Annotated in this window: 13 protein-coding genes; 9 read left to right on the forward strand and 4 right to left on the reverse strand. The window is 71.4% G+C overall.

The features are described 5' to 3' along the window. Positions 1-13: 13 nt before the first annotated feature. Complete coding sequence (locus tag MB1_RS12335) at positions 14-6,184, reverse strand: non-ribosomal peptide synthetase (RefSeq protein ID WP_169801649.1); 6,171 nt, start codon at positions 6,182-6,184, stop codon at positions 14-16. 746 nt (positions 6,185-6,930) lie between these two features. Here MB1_RS12335 and MB1_RS12340 point away from each other — a divergent pair. The 4 genes from MB1_RS12340 to MB1_RS12355 all read left to right on the forward strand — a co-directional run bounded on the left by MB1_RS12340 (position 6,931) and on the right by MB1_RS12355 (position 10,661). Beyond that, positions 6,931-7,971 carry an NAD(P)H-dependent flavin oxidoreductase gene (locus MB1_RS12340; RefSeq protein ID WP_066907295.1) on the forward strand — a complete coding sequence of 347 codons (1,041 nt, stop codon included), beginning with the start codon at positions 6,931-6,933 and terminating at the stop codon, positions 7,969-7,971. Positions 7,972-8,066: 95 nt separating this feature from the next. Beyond that, the gene (locus tag MB1_RS12345) at positions 8,067-9,155 is read left to right on the forward strand and encodes a DNA cytosine methyltransferase (protein WP_066907298.1); all 1,089 of its coding nucleotides are present in this window, start codon (positions 8,067-8,069) and stop codon (positions 9,153-9,155) included. Positions 9,156-9,217: 62 nt separating this feature from the next. Further along, complete coding sequence (locus tag MB1_RS12350) at positions 9,218-10,051, forward strand: DNA-formamidopyrimidine glycosylase family protein (RefSeq protein WP_066907301.1); 834 nt, start codon at positions 9,218-9,220, stop codon at positions 10,049-10,051. A gap of 103 nt (positions 10,052-10,154) precedes the next feature. Continuing rightward, a complete protein-coding gene (locus MB1_RS12355; protein ID WP_066907304.1) occupies positions 10,155-10,661 on the forward strand; it encodes a hypothetical protein in 507 nt (168 codons plus the stop codon). 70 nt (positions 10,662-10,731) lie between these two features. On the opposite strand, the gene MB1_RS12360 is transcribed toward MB1_RS12355, so the two are convergent. Further along, on the reverse strand, positions 10,732-12,123 hold the full coding sequence (locus MB1_RS12360) for a serine hydrolase domain-containing protein (protein WP_066907306.1): 1,392 nt from the start codon (positions 12,121-12,123) through the stop codon (positions 10,732-10,734). A 363-nt stretch (positions 12,124-12,486) separates the two neighbouring features. Between MB1_RS12360 and MB1_RS12365 the strand changes: the two genes are divergently transcribed. From MB1_RS12365 to MB1_RS12385, 5 genes are all read left to right on the forward strand, one after another. After that, positions 12,487-13,119, forward strand: a complete 633-nt coding sequence (locus MB1_RS12365; RefSeq protein ID WP_066907491.1) for a TetR/AcrR family transcriptional regulator — start codon at positions 12,487-12,489, stop codon at positions 13,117-13,119. A 139-nt stretch (positions 13,120-13,258) separates the two neighbouring features. Beyond that, on the forward strand, positions 13,259-14,470 hold the full coding sequence (locus MB1_RS12370; protein WP_066907309.1) for an LLM class flavin-dependent oxidoreductase: 1,212 nt from the start codon (positions 13,259-13,261) through the stop codon (positions 14,468-14,470). Then, a complete protein-coding gene (locus MB1_RS12375; RefSeq protein ID WP_066907312.1) occupies positions 14,467-15,870 on the forward strand; it encodes an NtaA/DmoA family FMN-dependent monooxygenase in 1,404 nt (467 codons plus the stop codon). Before MB1_RS12370 ends, MB1_RS12375 begins: the two co-directional genes overlap by 4 nt. 31 nt (positions 15,871-15,901) lie before the next feature. Continuing rightward, positions 15,902-16,780, forward strand: a complete 879-nt coding sequence (locus MB1_RS12380; RefSeq protein WP_066907315.1) for a DUF1684 domain-containing protein — start codon at positions 15,902-15,904, stop codon at positions 16,778-16,780. Next, the gene (locus MB1_RS12385) at positions 16,777-17,934 is read left to right on the forward strand and encodes an LLM class flavin-dependent oxidoreductase (RefSeq protein ID WP_066907317.1); all 1,158 of its coding nucleotides are present in this window, start codon (positions 16,777-16,779) and stop codon (positions 17,932-17,934) included. Before MB1_RS12380 ends, MB1_RS12385 begins: the two co-directional genes overlap by 4 nt. Here MB1_RS12385 and MB1_RS12390 read toward each other — a convergent pair. Together MB1_RS12390 and MB1_RS12395 are read right to left on the reverse strand one after the other, a co-directional pair. Further along, complete coding sequence (locus MB1_RS12390) at positions 17,878-19,194, reverse strand: sensor histidine kinase (RefSeq protein WP_066907320.1); 1,317 nt, start codon at positions 19,192-19,194, stop codon at positions 17,878-17,880. The two genes, MB1_RS12385 and MB1_RS12390, sit on opposite strands and share 57 nt — an antisense overlap. Next, the gene (locus MB1_RS12395; RefSeq protein WP_066907323.1) at positions 19,191-19,877 is read right to left on the reverse strand and encodes a response regulator transcription factor; all 687 of its coding nucleotides are present in this window, start codon (positions 19,875-19,877) and stop codon (positions 19,191-19,193) included. Before MB1_RS12395 ends, MB1_RS12390 begins: the two co-directional genes overlap by 4 nt. Positions 19,878-19,902: the final 25 nt, after the last annotated feature.

Genomic DNA, 19,902 nt, shown 5'->3' on the forward strand with positions numbered 1-19,902 from the left:
GGCAAAAGGTGATCTATGCCCTAATTCTGCGCTGCGGACGGGGCAGCAGTCCGTGTTCGACAAAGGATTCGACATAGGCGTCGATCAATGCGCAGTCCACCTCGGCCGGCGGAATTCCCGGATCGCCCGCGACCAGTTCCCGCACGTGCGTGTCGTCCCACCGAAGTCCGGAGGCCGGCCCGACGACGTATCCGGGTCCGAGCAGTGCGGCCCGCACGATGGTCGGGTCGGCCTCGGGTACATCCGCCGCCGCCGCGAGGGCCCGCCCGGTCACCTCGGCCGAGCGATGCTCGATCGTGAACCCGTGGGCGCGGAAGCGGTCGAGGATGGCCTCGATATCCGTTTCCGCCGTCGGGACCAGGTGGAACCGTCGGGGGGCCTCGGTGTCGGCTGCCTCCCGGCGGCGGGCGATCGCCACGATCGAGCGCGCGACGTAGTCGCCCGGGGTGAGCGGAACGGTGAAGCCGGCCACGTCGGGCGCCACCCCCACCAGGACCGCCGCGCGCATCAACGTCCAGAAGGAGTCGTCGGCACCGTTGTCGGGATGTCGATGCGAGCCGCTGACCAGGCCGGGCCGGTGGATGCAGGTCGGCACGCCGAGCAGCTGGGCCCGATCGACCAGTTCCTCCGCGACCCACTTCGAGGCGGTGTAGCCGTTGCCGACCACCGCGTCGGCGGGGGCCCGCTCGTCCTCGCAGACCACCGCGGAGGACGGCCGCATCGTCCCGAGCGCGGCCGAACCGGTCGACACGTGGTGGACCGGTTTGATCCGGCGGGTGCCCGCCAGCCGCAGGACCTCCGCGGTACCCAGGACGTTCGCGGCCCGCAGCTGCCGGTACGACTCGATGTGGTTGACCCGGGCGCCGCAGTGGTAGATCACGTCGACCATCTCGGCGAGCAGATCGAACGTGCCGGACTCCAGGCCCAGCCCGGGGGCGCTCAGATCGCCGGGGACGATCCGGATGCGGTGGCGGTGCTCGCGCAGGTCGATCCCGCGCCGCCGGGCGGCGGCCCAGAGTCGCTCACCGGCGTCGGCGCGGTCGCCGCCGCGCACCAGGCACCACACGGCGGCATCGGTCGTCTCCAGCAACGCCTCGAGCAGATACAACCCGAGGAAGCCGGTCGCGCCGGTGAGCAGCACGGTCGCCACCCGATCGTTCGGGACCGCGGGGGCGGCCTCCGGATCGATCGCCAGCGGCAGCCCGGCGTCCCGGATCAGGTCCTCGACCGCACTCGGCCCGCGCGATTCGGTGTCCCGGTCGGCGGTCCACTCGGCGATCCGCCGCACGGTGGTGTGGTCGAACAGTTCCCTCGCGGAGATCGGCAGATCGAGTTCGGCGGCCAGTTCGCGACGCAGCGCGAAGACGGTCAGCGAGGTCGCCCCGAGATCGAACAGGTCGTCGTCGATGCCGATATCCGTCACCGACAGCAGCCGCTCGACGATGCGGGTGATCGCCCGTTCGCAATCGTTGCGCGGCGGCACGTGGCCCGCGCCGCTGCCGGCGATCAACGGGACGTCCGCCAACGATCGGCGATCCACCTTCCCGGAGGTCGTCAGCGGTACCCGGTCGACGACCTCCACCGCGACGGGGCGTTGCCCGGCCGGCAGATGGCGGGCGAGATGGGCCCGCAGTTCCACCGGATCCGGGCGCCGACCGCCGTCGCGCGCGACGACCACCGAGACCAGCGCCGAACGGCCGGTGTCGTCGTGGCGCAGCACCGTGATCGCGGTCGAGACGCTCTCGTGGGTTTCCAGCAGCGCGTCGATGCTGCGCAGTTCGATCCGTTGGCCGTGCAGCTTGACCTGGAAGTCGGCGCGGCCGAGGTAGTGCAGCCGCTGTCCGCGGGCATCCCACCGCACCAGGTCGCCGGTGCGGTACATCCGCTCCCCCGGGCGCCCGCTCGGGTGCGCGACGAAGGCGGCCGCGGTCGATCCGGGACGGCCGCGGTAGCCGCGCGCCGGTGTGGCCCCGGACAGGTAGAGCTCCCCGATCGCGCCGGTGGGCACCGGTCGCAGGGCGGCGTCGAGGACGTGCACGGTGACCCCGTCGATCGGGGTGCCGATGTCGACGGGCCGGTCGACCGACATCCGCTCGCTGCCGGTGGCCCAGATCGTCGCCTCGGTGGGCCCGTAGGCGTTGCAGAAGGTGCGGCCGGCGAGCACCCAGCGCTGCAGCAGGTCGTTGGCGCACCGTTCGCCGCCGACGATCACCGTCGACAGCCGCGGCACCGCCCGCGGGTCGATCGTGGCGAGCACCGCCGGTGTGATCAGGGCGTGGGTGACGCCGCCGCGGTCGATGACCTCCTCGAGCGCGGCCCCGGCGACGGTGTCCTCGTCGGCGATCACCAGGGCGGCGCCGCCGCTGATCGCCAGCAGCAGTTCGAAGATCGACGCGTCGAAGCTCGGCGAGGCGACCGCCAGCACGCGCCCGTCCGCGGGGACGGCGTAGCGCGCGCGGTGGGCGGCGACATTGGCGGCCAGACCCCGATGGGTGACCGCCACCGCCTTCGGGGCGCCGGTCGATCCGGAGGTGTAGATCAGATAGGCGAGGGTGTCCGGATGCACCGGCGCCGCCGCCACCTCGACCTCGGTCGCCGGGATGGCCTCGATGTCGATCGTCACCCCGGCCAGGGGCGCCACCCGGTCACGGGACGCCCCGACGACCAGGGTGAGCGCCGCCCCGGAATCGTCGAGCAGATAGCGCAGCCGCTCCGGCGGCGCGGACGGATCGACCGGGACGAACGCCGCACCGACCAGCGCGATCGCCCGGACGGCCACCAGGTACTCGACCGATCGGGGGATCGCGATCGCGACGACGTCCTCCGGCCCGATACCGCGCGCGAGCAGGACCGCGGCCAGCGCGGATGCCCGCTCGCGCCAGCGGCGGTGGGTCACCGTGCGACCGTCGGCGACCAGCGCGATGCGGTCCGGCGGGGCGCAGTCGTCGAGTAGGTCGCTCAGCGAGATCGGGGAACCCGCAGTCGGGCCGACGGCCAGCGGGCGCGGTCCGCGGTAGCCGAGGTCGATCGACCCGACGGGAAGGTCCGGTCGGGCCATCAGGGAGCGCACGGTCGCGGCGGTCAGGTCGGCGATCAGCCGCGCGGTCGCCTCGCCGAAGAGGGCGGTCGCGTAGGTCAGCACGCCGAGCACCTCGTCGCCGTCGGCCGCGGGGGCGCGGAAGGCGAAGGACAGATCGAACTTCGCACCCACCGGACCGCCGGAGAGTGGGGTGACCGTCAGGCCGGGAAGGTCGATCGAGTCGGGGGTCGGATCGTCGACCGACAGCGACACCTGGAGGAACGATTCCGCCGACCCGGAGCGGTCGAGCCGGGCGATCACGTCCTCGAAGGGCACGTCGGCGCGGGCGAGCGCCTCGACGTCGGCCTCGCGGACGGCGGGCAGCAGTTCGGCGAAGGACGCCCCACGGTCGACGCGGGTGCGCAGGGCGATCGTCTCGACGAACATGCCGACCGCGTCGATCATCCGCGGGTCGTCGCGGCCGGCGGTCACGGTGCCGACCACCAGGTCGTCGTTCCCGGTCAGCCGGGCGAGGGCCACGGTCAGCGCGGCGTGCAGGACGACGAACATCGTGGTGCGGTTGCGGCGGGCGCAGCCGCTCAGGGCGGCGGCGGTGGTCGGATCGATCCGCAGGTCGACCGTCGCCGCGGCACGGTCCTGGGTCGCGGGCCGCAGCCGATCCATCGGCAGACCGAGGTCGCCGGGCGCGTCCGCGAGCGTCGCCTCCCAGAACTCCAGGCCCGCGCGGTCGTCGCGGCCGACCGCCGCGAGCGCGTGGTCGGCGGGTTGACCGACCGGTCCCGCCCATACCGGCGGATGCCCGGCGACGCGGGCGGCGTAGGCGATGAGCAGGTCGCGGCGCAGCACCTGCAGCGACCAGCCGTCGACGCCGATGTGGTGGGCCACCAGCGTCAGCACGTGCTCCGGCCGGGCAGGGTCGGCAGGGCCGCGGGGGTCGGCGGGGGCGCCGGGGGCCTCGGACCGGGCGGGATCGACGGCGATGATCGCGGTGGCGATCGGCGGCGCGGCGGTGACATCGAAGGCGCGGGTGGCCTCCCGACGAACCTCGTCGAGCAGGTCGGCTGCGGCGGCATGTCGCAGCCGCGGGGTCGGCAGCACGTCGGTGACCACCTGCACCGCCCCGCCGTCCTGCTCCGGGTACACGGTGCGCAGCGCCTCGTGGCGCAGCGCGAGGTCGCCGACGGCGGTCTGCAGGGCGCCGACGTCGAGCGCCCCGGTCAGCCGGACGGCGATCGCGACGTTGTAGGCGGCGGACCCGCCCTCGAGCTGGTTGATCATCCACATGCGGTACTGGGCGGCCGACAGCGGGATCGCCGCCGGGCGCTGCGGTACGTCGAGGCCCGTGACGGCCGGCCGGGCGTCCCGGTCGATCGCCGCCGCGAACGCCGCGACCGAGCCGCCCTCGAAGATCGCCCGCACCGGGACCACGATGCCCAGGGTGTCGCCGAGGGTGGCGGCGACCCGCACCGCGGACAGCGACGTGCCGCCGAGGGAGAAGAAATCGTCCTCGCGCCCCACGGCCGCGACGCCGAGCACCACGGCGAAGGCGTCGGCGACCGCGCGCTCGGTCGGCGTCTGCGGGGGCCGGTCGGCTCCCCCGCCCGGCGCCACCGGATCGGGTAGCGCGGACCGATCGATCTTGCCGTTGGCCGTCAGCGGGATCGCGGGGATCACGACGATGGACGCGGGCACCATATGGCGCGGCAGGCTCAGCGCGATCGCCCGCCGCACCTCGGCGACGTCGATCGTGGCCTCGCCCGCCGGCACGACATAGGAGACCGGCACGACGTCGCCGGGAGCCACCTCCGCGGTGCCGGTGACCGCTGCGGCGATCGTCGGCAATGCGCTCAGCGCCGCGTCGATCTCGCCCAGTTCGACCCGCAGGCCGCGCAGCTGCACCTGGTGATCGTTGCGGCCGACGTAGACGATCTGGTCGTCGCCGCGACGCCAGGCCAGATCGCCGGTCCGGTAGGCGCGGGCGCCGGGCGGACCGGTCGGATCGGCGACGAAGCGGGCGGCGGTCTGCGCGGGTCGCCCGTGGTAGCCGCGGGCCAGGCCGACTCCCGCGATGTAGAGCTCGCCGATCGTGCCGGAGGCCACCTCGTCGAGCGCCTCGTCGCGGATCGTGATGCGCTCGCCGGGCAGCGCCTCACCGATCGTGACCTGATCGCCCGGGACCAGCGGATCGGAGATCGCGGACATGATCGTCGTCTCGGTCGGCCCGTAGCCGTCGAAGACGCCGCGGGTCCGACCGCAGGCGATCGGAGCGGCCCAGTCCTCGACCAACCGCGGCGGGCAGGCCTCGCCGCCGGCGATCAGGACGATCAGATCGTCGAGGCCGTTCGGGTCGAGGGTGGTCAGCACCGACGGGGTGACGAAGGCGTGGGTGATCCGCCCGCCGCGCATCACCTCGTGCAGGGCCGGACCGCTGGAGACATCGGACGGGGAGACCACCAGTCGGGCACCGGCGGCGATCGCCAGCAGGAATTCGAGGATCGACGCGTCGAAGGACGGCGACGCCAGGTGCAGGACCCGACTCTCGCGCGTCACCCGGTAGCGGCGACGCTGTTCGGCGGCGAACCGCGCCAGGCCCCGATGGGTGACCACCACGCCTTTCGGCGTTCCCGTCGAGCCGGAGGTGTAGATCAGATAGGCCGGATGCGCGGTATGCAGCTTCGACCGACGTTCCCGGCCGGCGAAGGGCACCACCCGCTCGTCCGAGCCTCCGGACTGCGGGACGAGGTGGTCGTCGACGACCAGCCGCTCGCCCGCGAAGGGTGCGTAGTCGTCGAGATCGTCTCGGGTGATAGCCACCCGGGCGCCGGAGTCGGCGAGCATCACGCGGGCGCGTTCCGCCGGCTGGACGGTGTCGATCGGCACCGCGGCCGCACCGGACTTGGCGATGCCGACCAGGGCGCAGACCGAGGCGGCGGACCGCGGCAGTACGACGGCGACGAGGTCCTCCGGGCCGACGCCACGTTCGATCAGCGCCCGGGCGATGACGGTGGACCGTCGGTCGAGTTCGCGGTAGGTCAGCACCGCGTCGGCAGCCTCGACCGCTATCCCGTCGGGGTTGTTCTCGACCGCTCCGGAGAACAACCCGGCCAGGGTCGCGCCGGCCGCTCTCCCCTCGGCCCTGCTCACTGCGACTGACCGGCGGCGGTCCTTCTGTCCACCGAGCCGTTGTGCCGCTGAGGATCTCGTCGCCGCATTGCCCGCCTTCCACTTTCCCTCAATCGCGACCGACCGGCTCCGAGGAACCAACCCCGCCCCCGATCGAGCGAGTATAACCCGACCGACCAGCATCTAATCCGTATGAAACGGGCATAAGGTCCGGGTACGCATGGTGGTTCATGGAACGCTACCCGGATTCACTGCGGCACGTCACCGGCCCGTTACCCGTTCGAGACACTCGACGAGCCACCATACGGCACCCCGCCGAACGATTCCCGATGCACACGACATGGCCTCGGTCACGCCGTCGCGCCGGTTGGTCGAACGGTTTCGACGCGGCCGGACAACCCGACCGCAGCCCTCCCGGGAGGTCGCCGGCAGGTGCCCGGGGATCGCCCGCGCACGGGCTTCCCGGCGCGGATTCCGAATGCGGCGAACCCGGCATCGCCGACCCGACCGACGAATCATCCACCGCGCCCGGCCCGCTCGATACCGACCGGCGCCGGGCGTGGGAATGGCGGTGCGAGTGAACGAATTAGGGGTGAACGCCCGAAGTCTCGAGGGTTGCTCGATCGTGAATCGCATCTCGCCTTCGCCGGACCTCGGCGACAACCGGGACATTGTCGTCTGCCGTCGATCCACGTAGCCTGACGCCCGGATCACCGACGTACCGTGGCGTCGAGGACAACTCGAGCCGCGCTGGAGGGAGCTGTTCGATGTCGACATGGCGGGACCGGGTGCGCTCGTGGAACAGTGACGCGGGCATCTCCGAGCTGCCGCTGATCCAGGCACCGATGGCCGGCGGGCCCTCGCGGCCCGCGCTGGCGGCGGCGGTCTCGCGAGCCGGCGGTATCGGCTTCCTCGCGGCGGGGTACCTCACCCCGGACGCCCTGGCTCGTCAGATCGACGAGCTCGCCGGTGCTCGGGTACCGGTTGCCGTCAATATCTTTCTGCCCGATGCCGATCCACCGCATGCCGCCGACGAGGTGGTCCGCTACGCCGATGAGCTCGAGCCTGCGGCCGCCCGGGTCGGCGCCACCCTGGACCCGACGGTCGCCTACACCGACGATGCCTACCGGGAGAAGATCGCGCTGCTGGTCGATCGGCGAGTCGCACTGGCCTCGTTCACCTTCGGCTGCCCGCAGGACTGGATGGTCGAACAGTTGCACGCCGCCGGCACCGCGGTGATCGCCACCGTGACCTCGATCGAGGAGGCGGACGCCGCGGCCGCCGTCGGGGTCGACGCGATCTGCGCCCAGGGCACCGAGGCCGGCGGTCACCGGGCGACCTTCGACCAGGCGACGTCGGCACCCGATACCGCCACGATCGACCTGGTCGACGCGTTGCGCCGGTTCGACCTACCGGTGATCGCGGCCGGCGGCGTCGCCGACAGCCGCGATGTCGCGGCACTGCTCGCCGCGGGTGCGGTCGCCGTCCAGGTCGGAACCGCCCTGCTGCGCGCCGACGAGGCGGGAACCTCGCCGACCCACCGCGCGGGGCTCGCCGCCTTCACCTCCCGACCGACCGTGCTGACCAGGGCGTACTCCGGCCGCCAGGCACGCGGTATCCGCAATCGCTTCATCGAGGAGTTCGACGCGGCCGCGCCGGCCGCCTATCCGCGGGTCAATTCGCTGACCCGGGCGATCCGCTCGGCCGGGTCGGACGATCCGGAGGTGATCAACCTGTGGGCCGGCACCGGCTTCGCAGCGGCCCGCGGCGGCCCGGTCGTCGAGTTGTTGCGAGCCCTGACGCCCTGACGCCCTGATACCCGACTCCGTCGCCCGGGTCGACCGGGGCCAGGCCACCGGCGCGCCGACGACGACGCGCCCCGTCGAGCCCGTACCATCGCGCCATGCCGACCCTGATCGATCTGTTCGCCGGTTGCGGCGGCATGAGCAGCGGCTTTCGTCGGCGTGGTTTCGATCCGGTCCTGGCGATCGAGTTCGATCTGGCCGCCGCGGCGACGTACGCGGCGAATATGGGCGCCGACCATACGATCTGGCGGGATATCGCCGCCGTGGACGCCCGCGAGATCCCGCGCGCCGACGTGGTGATCGGCGGACCGCCCTGCCAGGGCTTTTCGAATCTGGGCGCCAAGGATGTCAACGACCCGCGCAACCAGTTGTGGCGCGAATACCTGCGGGTGGTCACCGCGGCATATCCGCAGATCTTCGTGATCGAGAACGTCGATCGCTTCCTGCGGACCGACGAGTTCGCCCTGCTGCTCGATCAGGTCGACGGCGGGGCGCTGGCGGGATACAGCCTCGCCTACGGGCACCTCAACGCCGCGGACTTCGGCGTCGCGCAGAGCCGCAAGCGCACCATCGTCATCGGCTCCCGGATCGGCCCGATCGATCTGCCCGCGCCGACCCACTCCCGCGACCCGCAGTCCGGTCTGCCGGCCCGGCGGACCACCCGCGACCGGATCGCCGATCTGCCCGAGTTCCCGTCCTCGACCCAACTGCCCGACGCGACCGTCGAGTACTTCGGCGAACGGGTGCCCGGCATGTTCAAGGGGATCGACCTGCACCTCGGCCGCAATCCGACCCCGCTGTCGCGACAGCGCTACGACCACATCCCACCCGGCGGCGGCCGCTTCGACCTACCCGAGCATCTGCTCCCCCGCTGCTGGCGCGACAAGCCCACCGGGACAACCGATGTCATGGGGCGGATGCGCTGGGACCGACCGTCGCACACCATCCGGACCGAGTTCTTCAAGCCGGAGAAGGGGGCCTACCTGCATCCCCAGTGGGATGCCGCCGGTACCCATCGGGTCAACCGCCCGATCACCCATCTCGAGGCCGCGCTCCTGCAGGACTTCCCGGAGGACTACCTCTGGTGCGGCACGAAGACGCAGATCGCTCGGCAGATCGGCAACGCGGTGCCGGTCGGTTTCGCGGAGGCGATCGCCGGTCGGGTGCGCCGCGCCCTCGAGGCGTAGATCTCGACCGCTGCCGGGGGTGGCGACCGGGCCCGGCGGTCGGATGAACGAGACTGTCGACCGTGCCGGAACTCCCCGAGGTCGACAGCGCCCGTGCGGTGATCGCGGCCGCGGCCCTGCATCGACCGATCGCCGACGTCGACGACACCGACAGGTGGGAATGCCGTCCGCACGGCCCCGGCGAGATCCGCTCCGCCCTGCTCGGCCGCACCCTCTCCGAGGTCCATCGCCGGGGGAAATCGCTGTGGTGCGAGACCGGCGGCGTCGACGGATCCGCCGACGCCGGGCCGATCCTCGGCCTGCATCTGGGCATGAGTGGTCGGATCGTGATTACCGCAGCCGACGGCGCGAGCATCGAGGGTGGCGACTATTTCCGCGACGGTCGTTCGGCGGCCGAGCAGGCGGACGCCCACCCCGAGTGGACCCGCTTCTCGATCACCTTCGCCGACGGCGGAGCGCTGCGATTGTTCGACAAGCGGCGGCTCGGCCGGGTCCGCCTCGACCCCGATATCGATGCGCTCGGACCGGACGCCGCCGGGATACCGCGGCGGGTCTTCGTCGAACGGGTTCCCCGCGGCCACGCGGCGATCAAGGCCCGCCTGCTCGACCAATCGGTGATCGCCGGCGTCGGCAACCTCCTGGCCGACGAAACGCTCTGGCAGGCGCGGATCGATCCGCGCCGACCGGTCGACGAATTGTCGGCCGGCGAACTTGCGCGCCTACACGAATGCCTCGTGGCGGCAACGGATTCGGCGATCCGACTCGGTGGCGTGCATACCGGTGAGATCGTCGAACACCGCCACGTCGGCGGGCACTGCCCACGCTGCGGGACCGAGCTGCGGCGTGCGACCGTCGCCGGTCGCACGACCTTCTGGTGCCCGAAGGAACAGACCTGAAGTCTGTTCGCATACCGAATGGCCGGGCCGAAGCGCTGTTTTGTCGGGTTCGTTCGTATACTCACCCCCAAAACCGAACACGTGCAGTACCAGGGGGCTTGTCATGTCATCCACCAGCACCGAGCGGCCGGCGCCGCTCGGGCAGCCGCCATCGACCGGCGTGCGTTACGCACTGCGCCGGCTCATCCTCGCGGCCGTCATGGCCCTATCGGCTGCCCTACTCCTCCCGGCTGCGGCCTCCGCCCAATCCAGCGAGCAGGACTCCTCGGCCTACGTCGGCACCTGGACCGGCCGAAGCGGGGCGATGACCCTCGACCCGGACGGGACCGGCTACCTGACGATCTCCAACGAGTCGACCGGAGGCGAGGCCTGGAGCCTGAAGTGGTCGACGATGCCCGGTTCGATCGTCATCGAATTGCAGACGCGAGCGATCTTGGACGGCACCGGTTTCCGCGGCAACCTCGCGCCGGGGACGTGGTGGTACGCCACCCTGCAGCAGTCCGGTGGGGTGACCGTGCTGCGTTTGGTCGATCCACCGGGCGCCTCGGGCCTGGGCACCTACTGGTGCAACCCACAGGCCTACGGCACCGCGACGGTCTGCTCGAGCTGAGCAGCCGAGACCGGATCGCATCGATCGCCGGACCGCCCCGCACAGCGTCATCGTCGGGGCGGCTCCGGCGTCAACCGGGCGCGTCACCGGCCGTGTCCGCGCGGCCGGTACCCGCACCCGCGGCGGCCGCGGCGGCCACCTGATCGGCGACGTCCGCGGTGAACCGCTGGATGTCGGCGCCCAGCGGGCTGCCGTGGCAGACGGCCAGATTGCATCCCGAGTCCGAGTAGGGGCCGGTGCCGAGCAGGATCGCGATCGTATTGGCAGGATCGATCAGCCGGTCGAGATCCTCGGGTGTGCGCGCCAACGGTTCGTTGCGGACCGGATACCGATAGGGATCGTCGTACGGCTCCGGTGGGACGTCGGTCACCGCCGCCGTCAGCCGACGGAAGAGTTCCTTGAAATCGGGATTGGTTGTCCCGGTGAGTATTCCGGCGACCGTGGCCGGGTCGTTGCGGGACGGTCCCCCCAGGCGGACGATCACCATATCGCGGCTGGGCACGACGACCACGAATTGACCGAAGGCCCCGGAGAACATGTACATATCACGCGGCGAGCCGACCCAGAAGGGTTGGTCGATCACCTCGGGGATCGGGGCCCCCGCCGAGCGGTAGGTCTCGCCGGAGTTGGTCCACCACAGAAACCCGTAGGCCTCGTTGGCCTCGGTGCCGGTGGAACCCTCGCGGATGTACTCCGGATCGATCAACTGCCGATCGGCCCAGCTGCCGTTGCGCAGCAGCAGCTGCCCGAGCCGCGCGAGGTCGGCGGGTCGCATGGCGAGCCCACCGTTGATCGCGACATTCCCGCTGCGGTCGCGTACCCAGACCCAGTGGTCGCGGGCGATGCCCAGCGGATCGAACAACTCCTGCTGGACGAATTCGAGGAAGTCGCGGCCGGTGGTGCGGGCGATGATCTCCGGCAGGACGGCCAGGACGTTCTGAGCGTATTGGAAGGTGGTGCCTGCCGGGTAGTCGACCGGGGCGTGCAGGGTTTGCGAGATCTGGTCGGTGACCACGCCGGCGCCGTCGGACGGCCAGGTGAAACGCAGTCCGGTGGTCTGATTGAGCACCTGCCGGATCGTCAGGGCGGCATGTTCGGCGTCCGCCTCCGGGAAGAAGGTGCCGAGCGTGTCGTCGACATCGAAGTAGCCGAGGGTGATCGCCCGGCCGACCGCCACCGCGGCGACCCCCTTGGACGCACTGGCCAGGGGTAGCGGCGCGTCCCCGAATTGGGCCCGGCCGTCCACCAGGCAGCCGTGGCGATAGACCTGGACAGTATTGGCGCCGGTGCTCATGCCGAAGTCGATCGCATCGGCGACGGCGGCGCCGTCCATACCGACCTGCGCGGCCGACCGCGACTCGAAGGCCGCACCGGCCGCCGGATAGGCGCAGTCGATGCCGCCGGGGGTGGCGGCGGCGGGCACGGGCGTCACCACGGCGGACAGCAGTAGCGCGATCACCACCGCCGACGGCCGCAGGAGACCTCCGCCCCATCCGAGCGGCCCCCTCGTGCGAGCGCCGCGCGCGAGCCCGCCCCATTTCGGAGGGAGCGTCGCACGTCCGAAGCCCGGCATCATCTCCCCTTTCCGGCGCCGACGGTCGACCGCTCCGCCGGTACCCGCCGGGGCGCGATCGTCTCCGCAACCGCTCGGCCACATGCTATACGCGGATGTCCAAAATTCGACCGGGTCCGGCCGGGGATTGCCTCCAAAGAACCAATTCCGTCCGGTCGGTCTTGTTTGCCGCCACCGAGCGGCGCCACAATCGGGCGGATCGCCGACTTGTTTGGGGCATGTCGGCCCATGGGTACGGTCTAACCTGTGGAGATGGCTTCTTCCACCACCCCGCGCACATACGGCGGGCAGGCGGTGGAGGACCGACGACGAGAGCGTCGGGAACGGTTGTTACAGGCCGGCCTGGAGGTCTTCGGCGACGAGGGGTACCGCAACAGTTCGATCGCCAAGGTCTGCGCGACCGCGGATGTCGTGCGCGCCCAGTTCTACGAACACTTCACCAATCGGGAAGACCTGCTGGTCGCCGTCTACGACTGGATCCAGGCCGAGGCCCAGGCGGATGTGCTCGCGGCGCTGACCGCCGCTCCCGCCGACGCCGGTATGGAGGAGCGGGCGCGCGCGACGATGACCGCCTTCACCCGATCGATCGGCAACGACCCGCGACGGGCGGCGATCATGTTCGTCGAGATCGTCGGCGTCAGCCCACGGGTCGAGGAACGTCGCATCGCGCGCCGCGAGGTGTGGGCGGAGTTCCTGCGCTCGGAGATGCAGCGCGCACTCGGCGACTCGTTTGTGCCGCCGGGTGGCTATTCCACCGCGGCAGCCGGCTTCATCGGTGCGCTGACCGGGCTGGTCCACCACTGGGCCACCACCGACGCCGGGACCAATCCGGATGACATCGTCGAGGTCGCCACCCGCTTCCTGGTCAGCCTGATCCGGGGCTGATCGGCGCTCGCGGCGGCTCGCCGCGCGTATTCCCGCGACCGGAGAAATAACCAGGCTGAGCGATAGCCGGGTGCCGCCCGGCGTTCCGGTGAAGTGTGGATCGGCGGAAGTCCGAACTGCCGATCGCCGGGAGGATGCGATGAGCGAGCGGGATCAACCGAGGGTGGGTGTCGCCCTCGACGGGGCCGGATGGCATCCGGCGGCGTGGCGGGAGCCCAGCTCGCGCCCCGCCGAGGTGTTCGAGGCGCCCTACTGGGTCGACGTGGTGGGCGTGGCCGACCGGGGCGGGGTCGACTTCGTGACGATCGACGATTCGTTGGCGCTGCAATCGTCTGATCCCTTTGCCCCCGACGATCGCACCGACGAGGTGCGCGGCCGGCTCGACGCGCTGCTGATCGCCGCGCGGGTGGCGCCGACCACCGAGCGCATCGGGCTGATCCCGGTGGTCACCACCACGCATACCGAGCCCTTCCACGTCTCCAAAGCCGTTGCGACGCTGGACTACGTCAGCTCCGGCCGCGCGGGCTGGCAGCCGCGGATCTCGCACCGACGGGACGAGGCGCGCCACGTCGGCCGGCGGTCCGGGCTCGACGCGTCCGCCGGGTTCGAGCACGAGTCGGTGCGCAGCGCGGTCGGCGAACTGTTCGACGAGGCCGCCGACGCGGTGGAGGTCGCCCGCCGCCTGTGGGACAGCTGGGAGGACGACGCCGAGATCCGCGATGCGGCGACCGATCGCTTCCTCGACCGCACCAAGGTGCATACCGTCGACTTCGTCGGCACCCACTTCAGCGTGCGGGGCCCGTCGATCACCCCGCGCCCGCCGCAGGGTCAACCGGTGGTCGCCGCACTGGCCCACCAGACGGTCCCCTATGCCTTCGCCGCTCGCTCGGCGGATCTGGTGTTCGTGACCCCGCTCGATGACGACCAGTCCTCCCGGATCCTGGTCGACGTCGCCGAGGCGCAGCATCTGGTCGGTCGGACCGGTGAGCCGCTGCGGATCTTCGCCGATCTGGTTGTGCTGCTCGATCGGGAGGGCGAGTCCGGCGCGGATCGGCTGGCCCGGCTCGACGCCCTCGGCCTGCCGCTGCGCTCGGACGCGCGGGTGATCGCCGGATCGGCGGACGATCTGGTCGCGCTGATCTCCGACCTGTACGCGCTGGGCTACGCCGGCGTGCGCCTGCGGCCCGGGGTGACCACGGACGACCTGCCGCTGATCGTCGACGAGGTCCTCCCCCGCCTGCGCGGCGCCGACGCGGTCGACCGCCGCGACCCGACGTCGCTGCGCGCGACGCTCGGGCTGCCCACCGCGGTGCCCAACCGCTACGCCGTCTCGGAAGGGATCGACCGATGACCGATACGCCCCGCAAGCAGATCGTCCTCGCCGCCTATGTCGGTGGGGTCAATGAGGAAACCCTGTGGGAGGCACCGGGAGCGGGCAGTCAGATCGACTTCTCGACCTTCCGGCACGTCGCCCGCACCGCCGAGCGCGGCCGCTTCGACTACTTCTTCCTCGCCGAGGGGTTGGCGCTGCGCGAGCGCGGCGGGCAGGTCTTCGACCACGACATCGCCGGCCGCCCGGATACCCTGCCGGTGCTGACCGCTCTGGCGGCGGTCACCGAACATATCGGCCTGGTCGGCACGTTGAACGCGACGTTCAACGAGCCGTTCGAACTCGCCCGCCAGGTGCTCAGCCTCGACCACCTCTCCGGCGGTCGGGCCGGCTGGAATGTCGTCACCAGCTTCGACGCCTTCACCGGACAGAACTTCCGGCGCGGCGGCTTCCTGCCGCACGAGGCGCGCTACGAGCGCGCCGAGGAGTTCGTCGCCGCGGTGCGCACGCTGTGGGATTCGTGGCCCGCGGACGCGGTGGTGGCCGACAAGGCGGGCGGGCGGTTCCTGGCCGACCCGCAGATCGGCGAGTTCGCGATTTCCGGAAGGCAATTCGATATCTCCGGCCGGTTCACCGTGCCGCGCAGCCCGCAGGGCCGACCGGTGATCGTGCAGGCCGGCGTCTCGCCGCAGGGCCGCGACTTCGCCTCCGCCAACGCCGATGTGATCTTCTCGCCCTACCATCGCCTGCCGGAGGCACGGGAGTTCTACGACGACATCAAGGCCAGGGTGGCGCGCTTCGGGCGCAACCCGGACGACCTGAAGATCGTGCCCGGCAGCAGCTTCGTCCTCGGCGACACCCCCGACGAGGCCGTCGAGAAGGCTCGCTGGGTCCGCGATCGACAGCTGAGCGACCGCGCCGTGCAGGTGCGTTTCGAGCAGGTCTGGAACCGCGACCTGTCCGGCTACGACCCGGATGGTCCTCTGCCGGATATCGATCCGGATCCGGAGGCCGCGCCGATCATCCAGGGCCGCGCCTTCGTCCATCAGGATCGCTTCGAGACCGTGCGGCAGTGGCGCGCGCTCGCCCGGGAGAAGGACCTGTCGCTGCGCGGGCTGGCCCGCGAGGTGCTGGGGCGCGTCGCCTATGTCGGCACGCCGCAGCAGGTCGCCGATCAGCTGGACGACTTCGTTCAGAACGACGGCGCCGACGGTGTGGTCATCGGCTCGCACCTGGTCCCCTCGGGGCTCGACGAATTTGTCGATCGGGTGATCCCGCTGCTGCAGGAGCGCGGCTCGGTGCGCGCCGACTACGACGGCACCACCCTGCGGGACAATCTGGGTATCCCGGCGCCGGGCCGCGGCGCAGCCGCCCCGTCCGCCTTCGGCAATGCGAGCCCACCCGCCGTCGGCGTGGCCTGATCCCGCCCTCACCCCGCCCCGAGGAGACACGATGACCACCGGTTCGACCGCACCCACCGATACCGCCCCCTTCGCCGACGACTGGGAGCTGTGGCACCGCGAGCACGAACGGCGCCGCGCCGACCCGCACGGCTTCCTGGCCGTCACCGGTCTCTACTGGCTCGACGAGCAGCCGACCGACCCGGCGGACGCCCCCGGCGTCTGGAGCACCGGGCCGGAGGGGCCGGTAGTCGAGCTCGCCGATGGCGAGACGCTGACCCTGGACGACACCACGATCACCGGGCGCCACGCCTTCGGATCGATCCCCGAACGCGGTGGGATCACCCTGGCCTTCGACGGCGGGGTCGTCGAGGTGGCCCGCCGCGGTGGCCGGGACATCCTGCGTCCCCGCCGCCCGGACCATCCCTTCCTGGGCGCCTACGAGGGCACCCCGACGTATGTGCCGAATCCGCGCTGGCGGATTTCGGCCCGCTTCACCCCCGCGGACGAGGCGCTGACCTCGGAGGTCGGCGCGGCGGTCGAGGGCATCACCCACGTCTACCCGGTCGTCGGCCATCTCCACTTCGACTGGCAGGGTGAGACGTTCCGGCTCACCGCATTTCCCGGCTATACGCCCGGCACGGTCAGCGTCCTGTTCACCGACGCGACCAGCGGCCTGACCACCTACGCGGCCAACCGGTCGGTGACAGTCGTCCTCGACGAGGGGGTGATCGACTTCAACCGGGCGGTCAACCTGCCCTGCGCCTATACCGATCTGGCGACCTGCCCGCTGCCGCCGGCCGAGAACCGGCTGCCGATCGGCATCGAGACCGGGGAGAAGACTCCCCTGAGCCGGGTCGAGGGGGTCATCGCCGATCGCGGCGTGGTCGCCGGCCATCTGGCCGAGCGGTCGGCGACCACCGACGCATGAGATTTCAGCTGCTGGACATCGTCCCCTATCGGACGGATCCGGTCACCGGGCAACAGGTTCCGCCGCATGTCCGATTGGAGCAGACGATCGCCGCCGCCCGTCGGGCCGAGGAGCTCGGCTTCGACGCGGTCGCGGTCGGGGAACGCCACGCGGGCCCCTTCCTGTCGTCGTCGCCGACGGTCCTGCTCGGCGCCCTGGCCGCGGCGACCACCCGCATCCGGCTCGGTTCCGGGGTGACGGTGCTGCCGCTGCTCGACCCGGTGCGGGTGGCCGAGGACTACGCGACGATCGACCAGTTGTCCGCCGGTCGTCTCGAACTGACGATCGGCAAGGGCAACGAGGTCGCCCAGTACCCGTTGCTGGGCTACCGGATCGACGACCAGTGGGAGCTGCTGGCAGCCAAGTACGATGTGCTGCACAAGCTCTGGACCGAGACCGAGGTCGACTGGGCGGGCGACGCGTATACCCGCCCATTGGCCGGGGTCACCGCCCTGCCGCGCCCCTTCGCCGGTCCCCCGCGGATCTGGCACGGCTCGGCGACCACCCTGTTCTCCGCGGGGTTGGCGGCGTCGAAGGGTGACCCGCTGTTCAGCGCCAATGCGATTCAGCCGCTGAACAATTACGGGGTGCTCGTCGATCACTACCGGTCGGAGTACGCCCGGCACGGTCACGATCCGGCCTTCGCCTATGTCGGCGCCGGGTCGGGGGCGCTGTTCATCGCCGACACCACGCAGGAGGCGATCGACCAGTACGGCCCGGTCTACGAGGGCATCGTCGCGGCCACCAACGTGCCGGGCAACAACACCCCGTACCGCGATATTCGACACGCGGTCGCCGAGGGGCCCTCGCTGGTGGGCACCCCGGAGCAGATCATCGACAAGATCGGCAGCTTCCACGATCGCCTCGGCCACGACATCCAGTCGATCTCGCTGCCGACGACCCTGCCGTTCGAGCAGCAATTGGACATCCTGCAGCGGTTCGCCGAAGAGGTGATCCCCGAGGTGCGCCGGCAGTTCCCGACCACGCTGTGGACCGATGCCGACCCCTACGGCCGCCGGCCGGCCTTCGCGGGAGGGGTGTCGCCCACCGATGCGGCCTCAGCTGTCGGGGTGCTCGGGCAGCCGCAGGACGAGGCGCGCTCCCCCGCCGGGTGACGATTCGATCGCCGCGGTTCCGCCGGCATGGTGGGCGGCCTCGGCGACGATCGCCAGGCCGAGGCCGGCGCCGCCACTGTCGCGACTGCGGGCGTCGTCGCGCCGTTCGAAGCGGCGGAAGACCCGCTCCCGATCCTGTTCCGGTACCCCGTCGCCGTCGTCGTCCACGTACAGCGCCACCTGCCCGCGCTCGGTGGTCAGGGTGAAGTCGACGCGGGTTCTGGTGTGCCGCCGGGCGTTCTGCGCGGCATTGCGCACCGCGCGGATCAGCAGACCCTCGTCGGCGAGGACCCGCGCCGGCCCGACCCGGGTGGTGTCGACGGTGACCCCGAGCGCGCGCAGCCGGGCGGCCTCGGCGAGCACGATGTCGTCGAGGTCGACCTCGGTGCGGGTGCGGCCGCTGCCCTCGTCGATCCGCGCGAGCAGCAGCAGGTCGTCGACCAGGTGGTGGAGCCGATCGGCCTCCGCATCGACCACCCCGGCGAGCGACGGCAGGTCGGTCGCCTCGGGATGGTCGAGCGCCACCTGCGTATGTTGGCGGATCGCGGCGACCGGGGAGCGCAGCTCGTGCGAGGCATCGGACACGAACCGGCGCTGAACACGTTGGGAGGCTTCGATTTTGTCGAGCATGCGGTTCATCGTCGACGCCAATCGGGCGACCTCGTCGGCGCCGCCCGGCGATGCGACGCGGCGACTCGGATCGTCGCCGACCGATTCCACGTCGCGGCGGATCCGCTCGACCGGTCGCAGCGATCGCCCGACGACGATCCAGATCAGTGTCCCCACAAAGACACTCACCACCGGGACGGCGACGGTCAGCAGCACGCGCGCGGCGTGCACCGCCTCGTCGGCCGCCTCCAGGGAGCGAGCGAGCACCACGGTGTAGTCGGCGTCGTCGAGGGTCAGCGGCTCGGAGCGGACCAGGTAACGCTCGTCGTCGATCCGGACGACCTCGTCACCGGGCGCGACGGGCAGCGCCGGATAGTCGTCGATATCGTCGTCCGCGACGGCCACGATGCGACCGTCGCGCTGGAGTTGGATGATCACCTCGTCCGCGTCGAAGGACGGCAGGCGCCCGGTGTTCTCGGTGTCGAGGGCGAACTGCTCCGCCTGGTCCTCGGCGGTCTGCGATTCGGCGTCGACCAGCGACCGGCCGAGCAGGGCGACCGCGGCCAGCGCGCCCAGAGCCAGCACGACCAGCACGATCAGGGTGGTCGTCGCGGTGATGCGCACCCGCAGCGACGACAGCCGCCCGGTCATCGGGCGTCGGGATCGTCGGGCATCAGGCGATATCCGGCGCCGCGGATCGTCTGGATGGTGTCGAGATCGAAGGGCTTGTCGAGCTTGGCCCGCAGATGCGCGATGTAGACCTCGACGATATTGGTGTCACCCTCGAAGTCGTCGTCCCAGACCGCGGCGAGGATGTCGGTCTTGCTGCGCACCGCGCCGGCCTCGCGGGCGAGGTAGGCCAGTACCGCGAACTCGCGCGAGGTGAGCTTGACGGGGGTGTCCCCGCGCCGCACCAGGCGAGCGGCCGGGTCGATGTGCAGGGTCCCCACCTCGAGTGTCGTGGGTCGTTCGGGGCGGCCGCGACGGATCAGCGCCCGCAGGCGGGCCATCAGGACGACGTGTTCGGTCGGTTTGACCACGTAGTCGTCGGCGCCGATGTCGAGGCCGTCGACCTGATCCCAGGGGCCGTCCTTGGCGGTGAGCATCAGGATCGGGGTCCAGTTCTCCTCCTCGCGGAGGGTGCGGCAGACGGCGTGGCCGTTCATGCCGGGCATCATCACGTCGAGGATGATCGCGTCGTACCGGATCTCGCGGGCTCGCCACAGACCGTCGACACCGTTGTGCGCCAGGTCGACCGAGAACCCTTCGGCCTCGAGGCCGCGGCGCACCCCGTCGGCGAAGCGCACCTCGTCGTCGACCACCAGAACCCGCATTCCGCTTCCCTTCCTCACACCGCAC

It is taken from the genome of Millisia brevis NBRC 105863 (genome assembly GCF_001552615.1).
Lineage (GTDB): Bacteria > Actinomycetota > Actinomycetes > Mycobacteriales > Mycobacteriaceae > Millisia > Millisia brevis.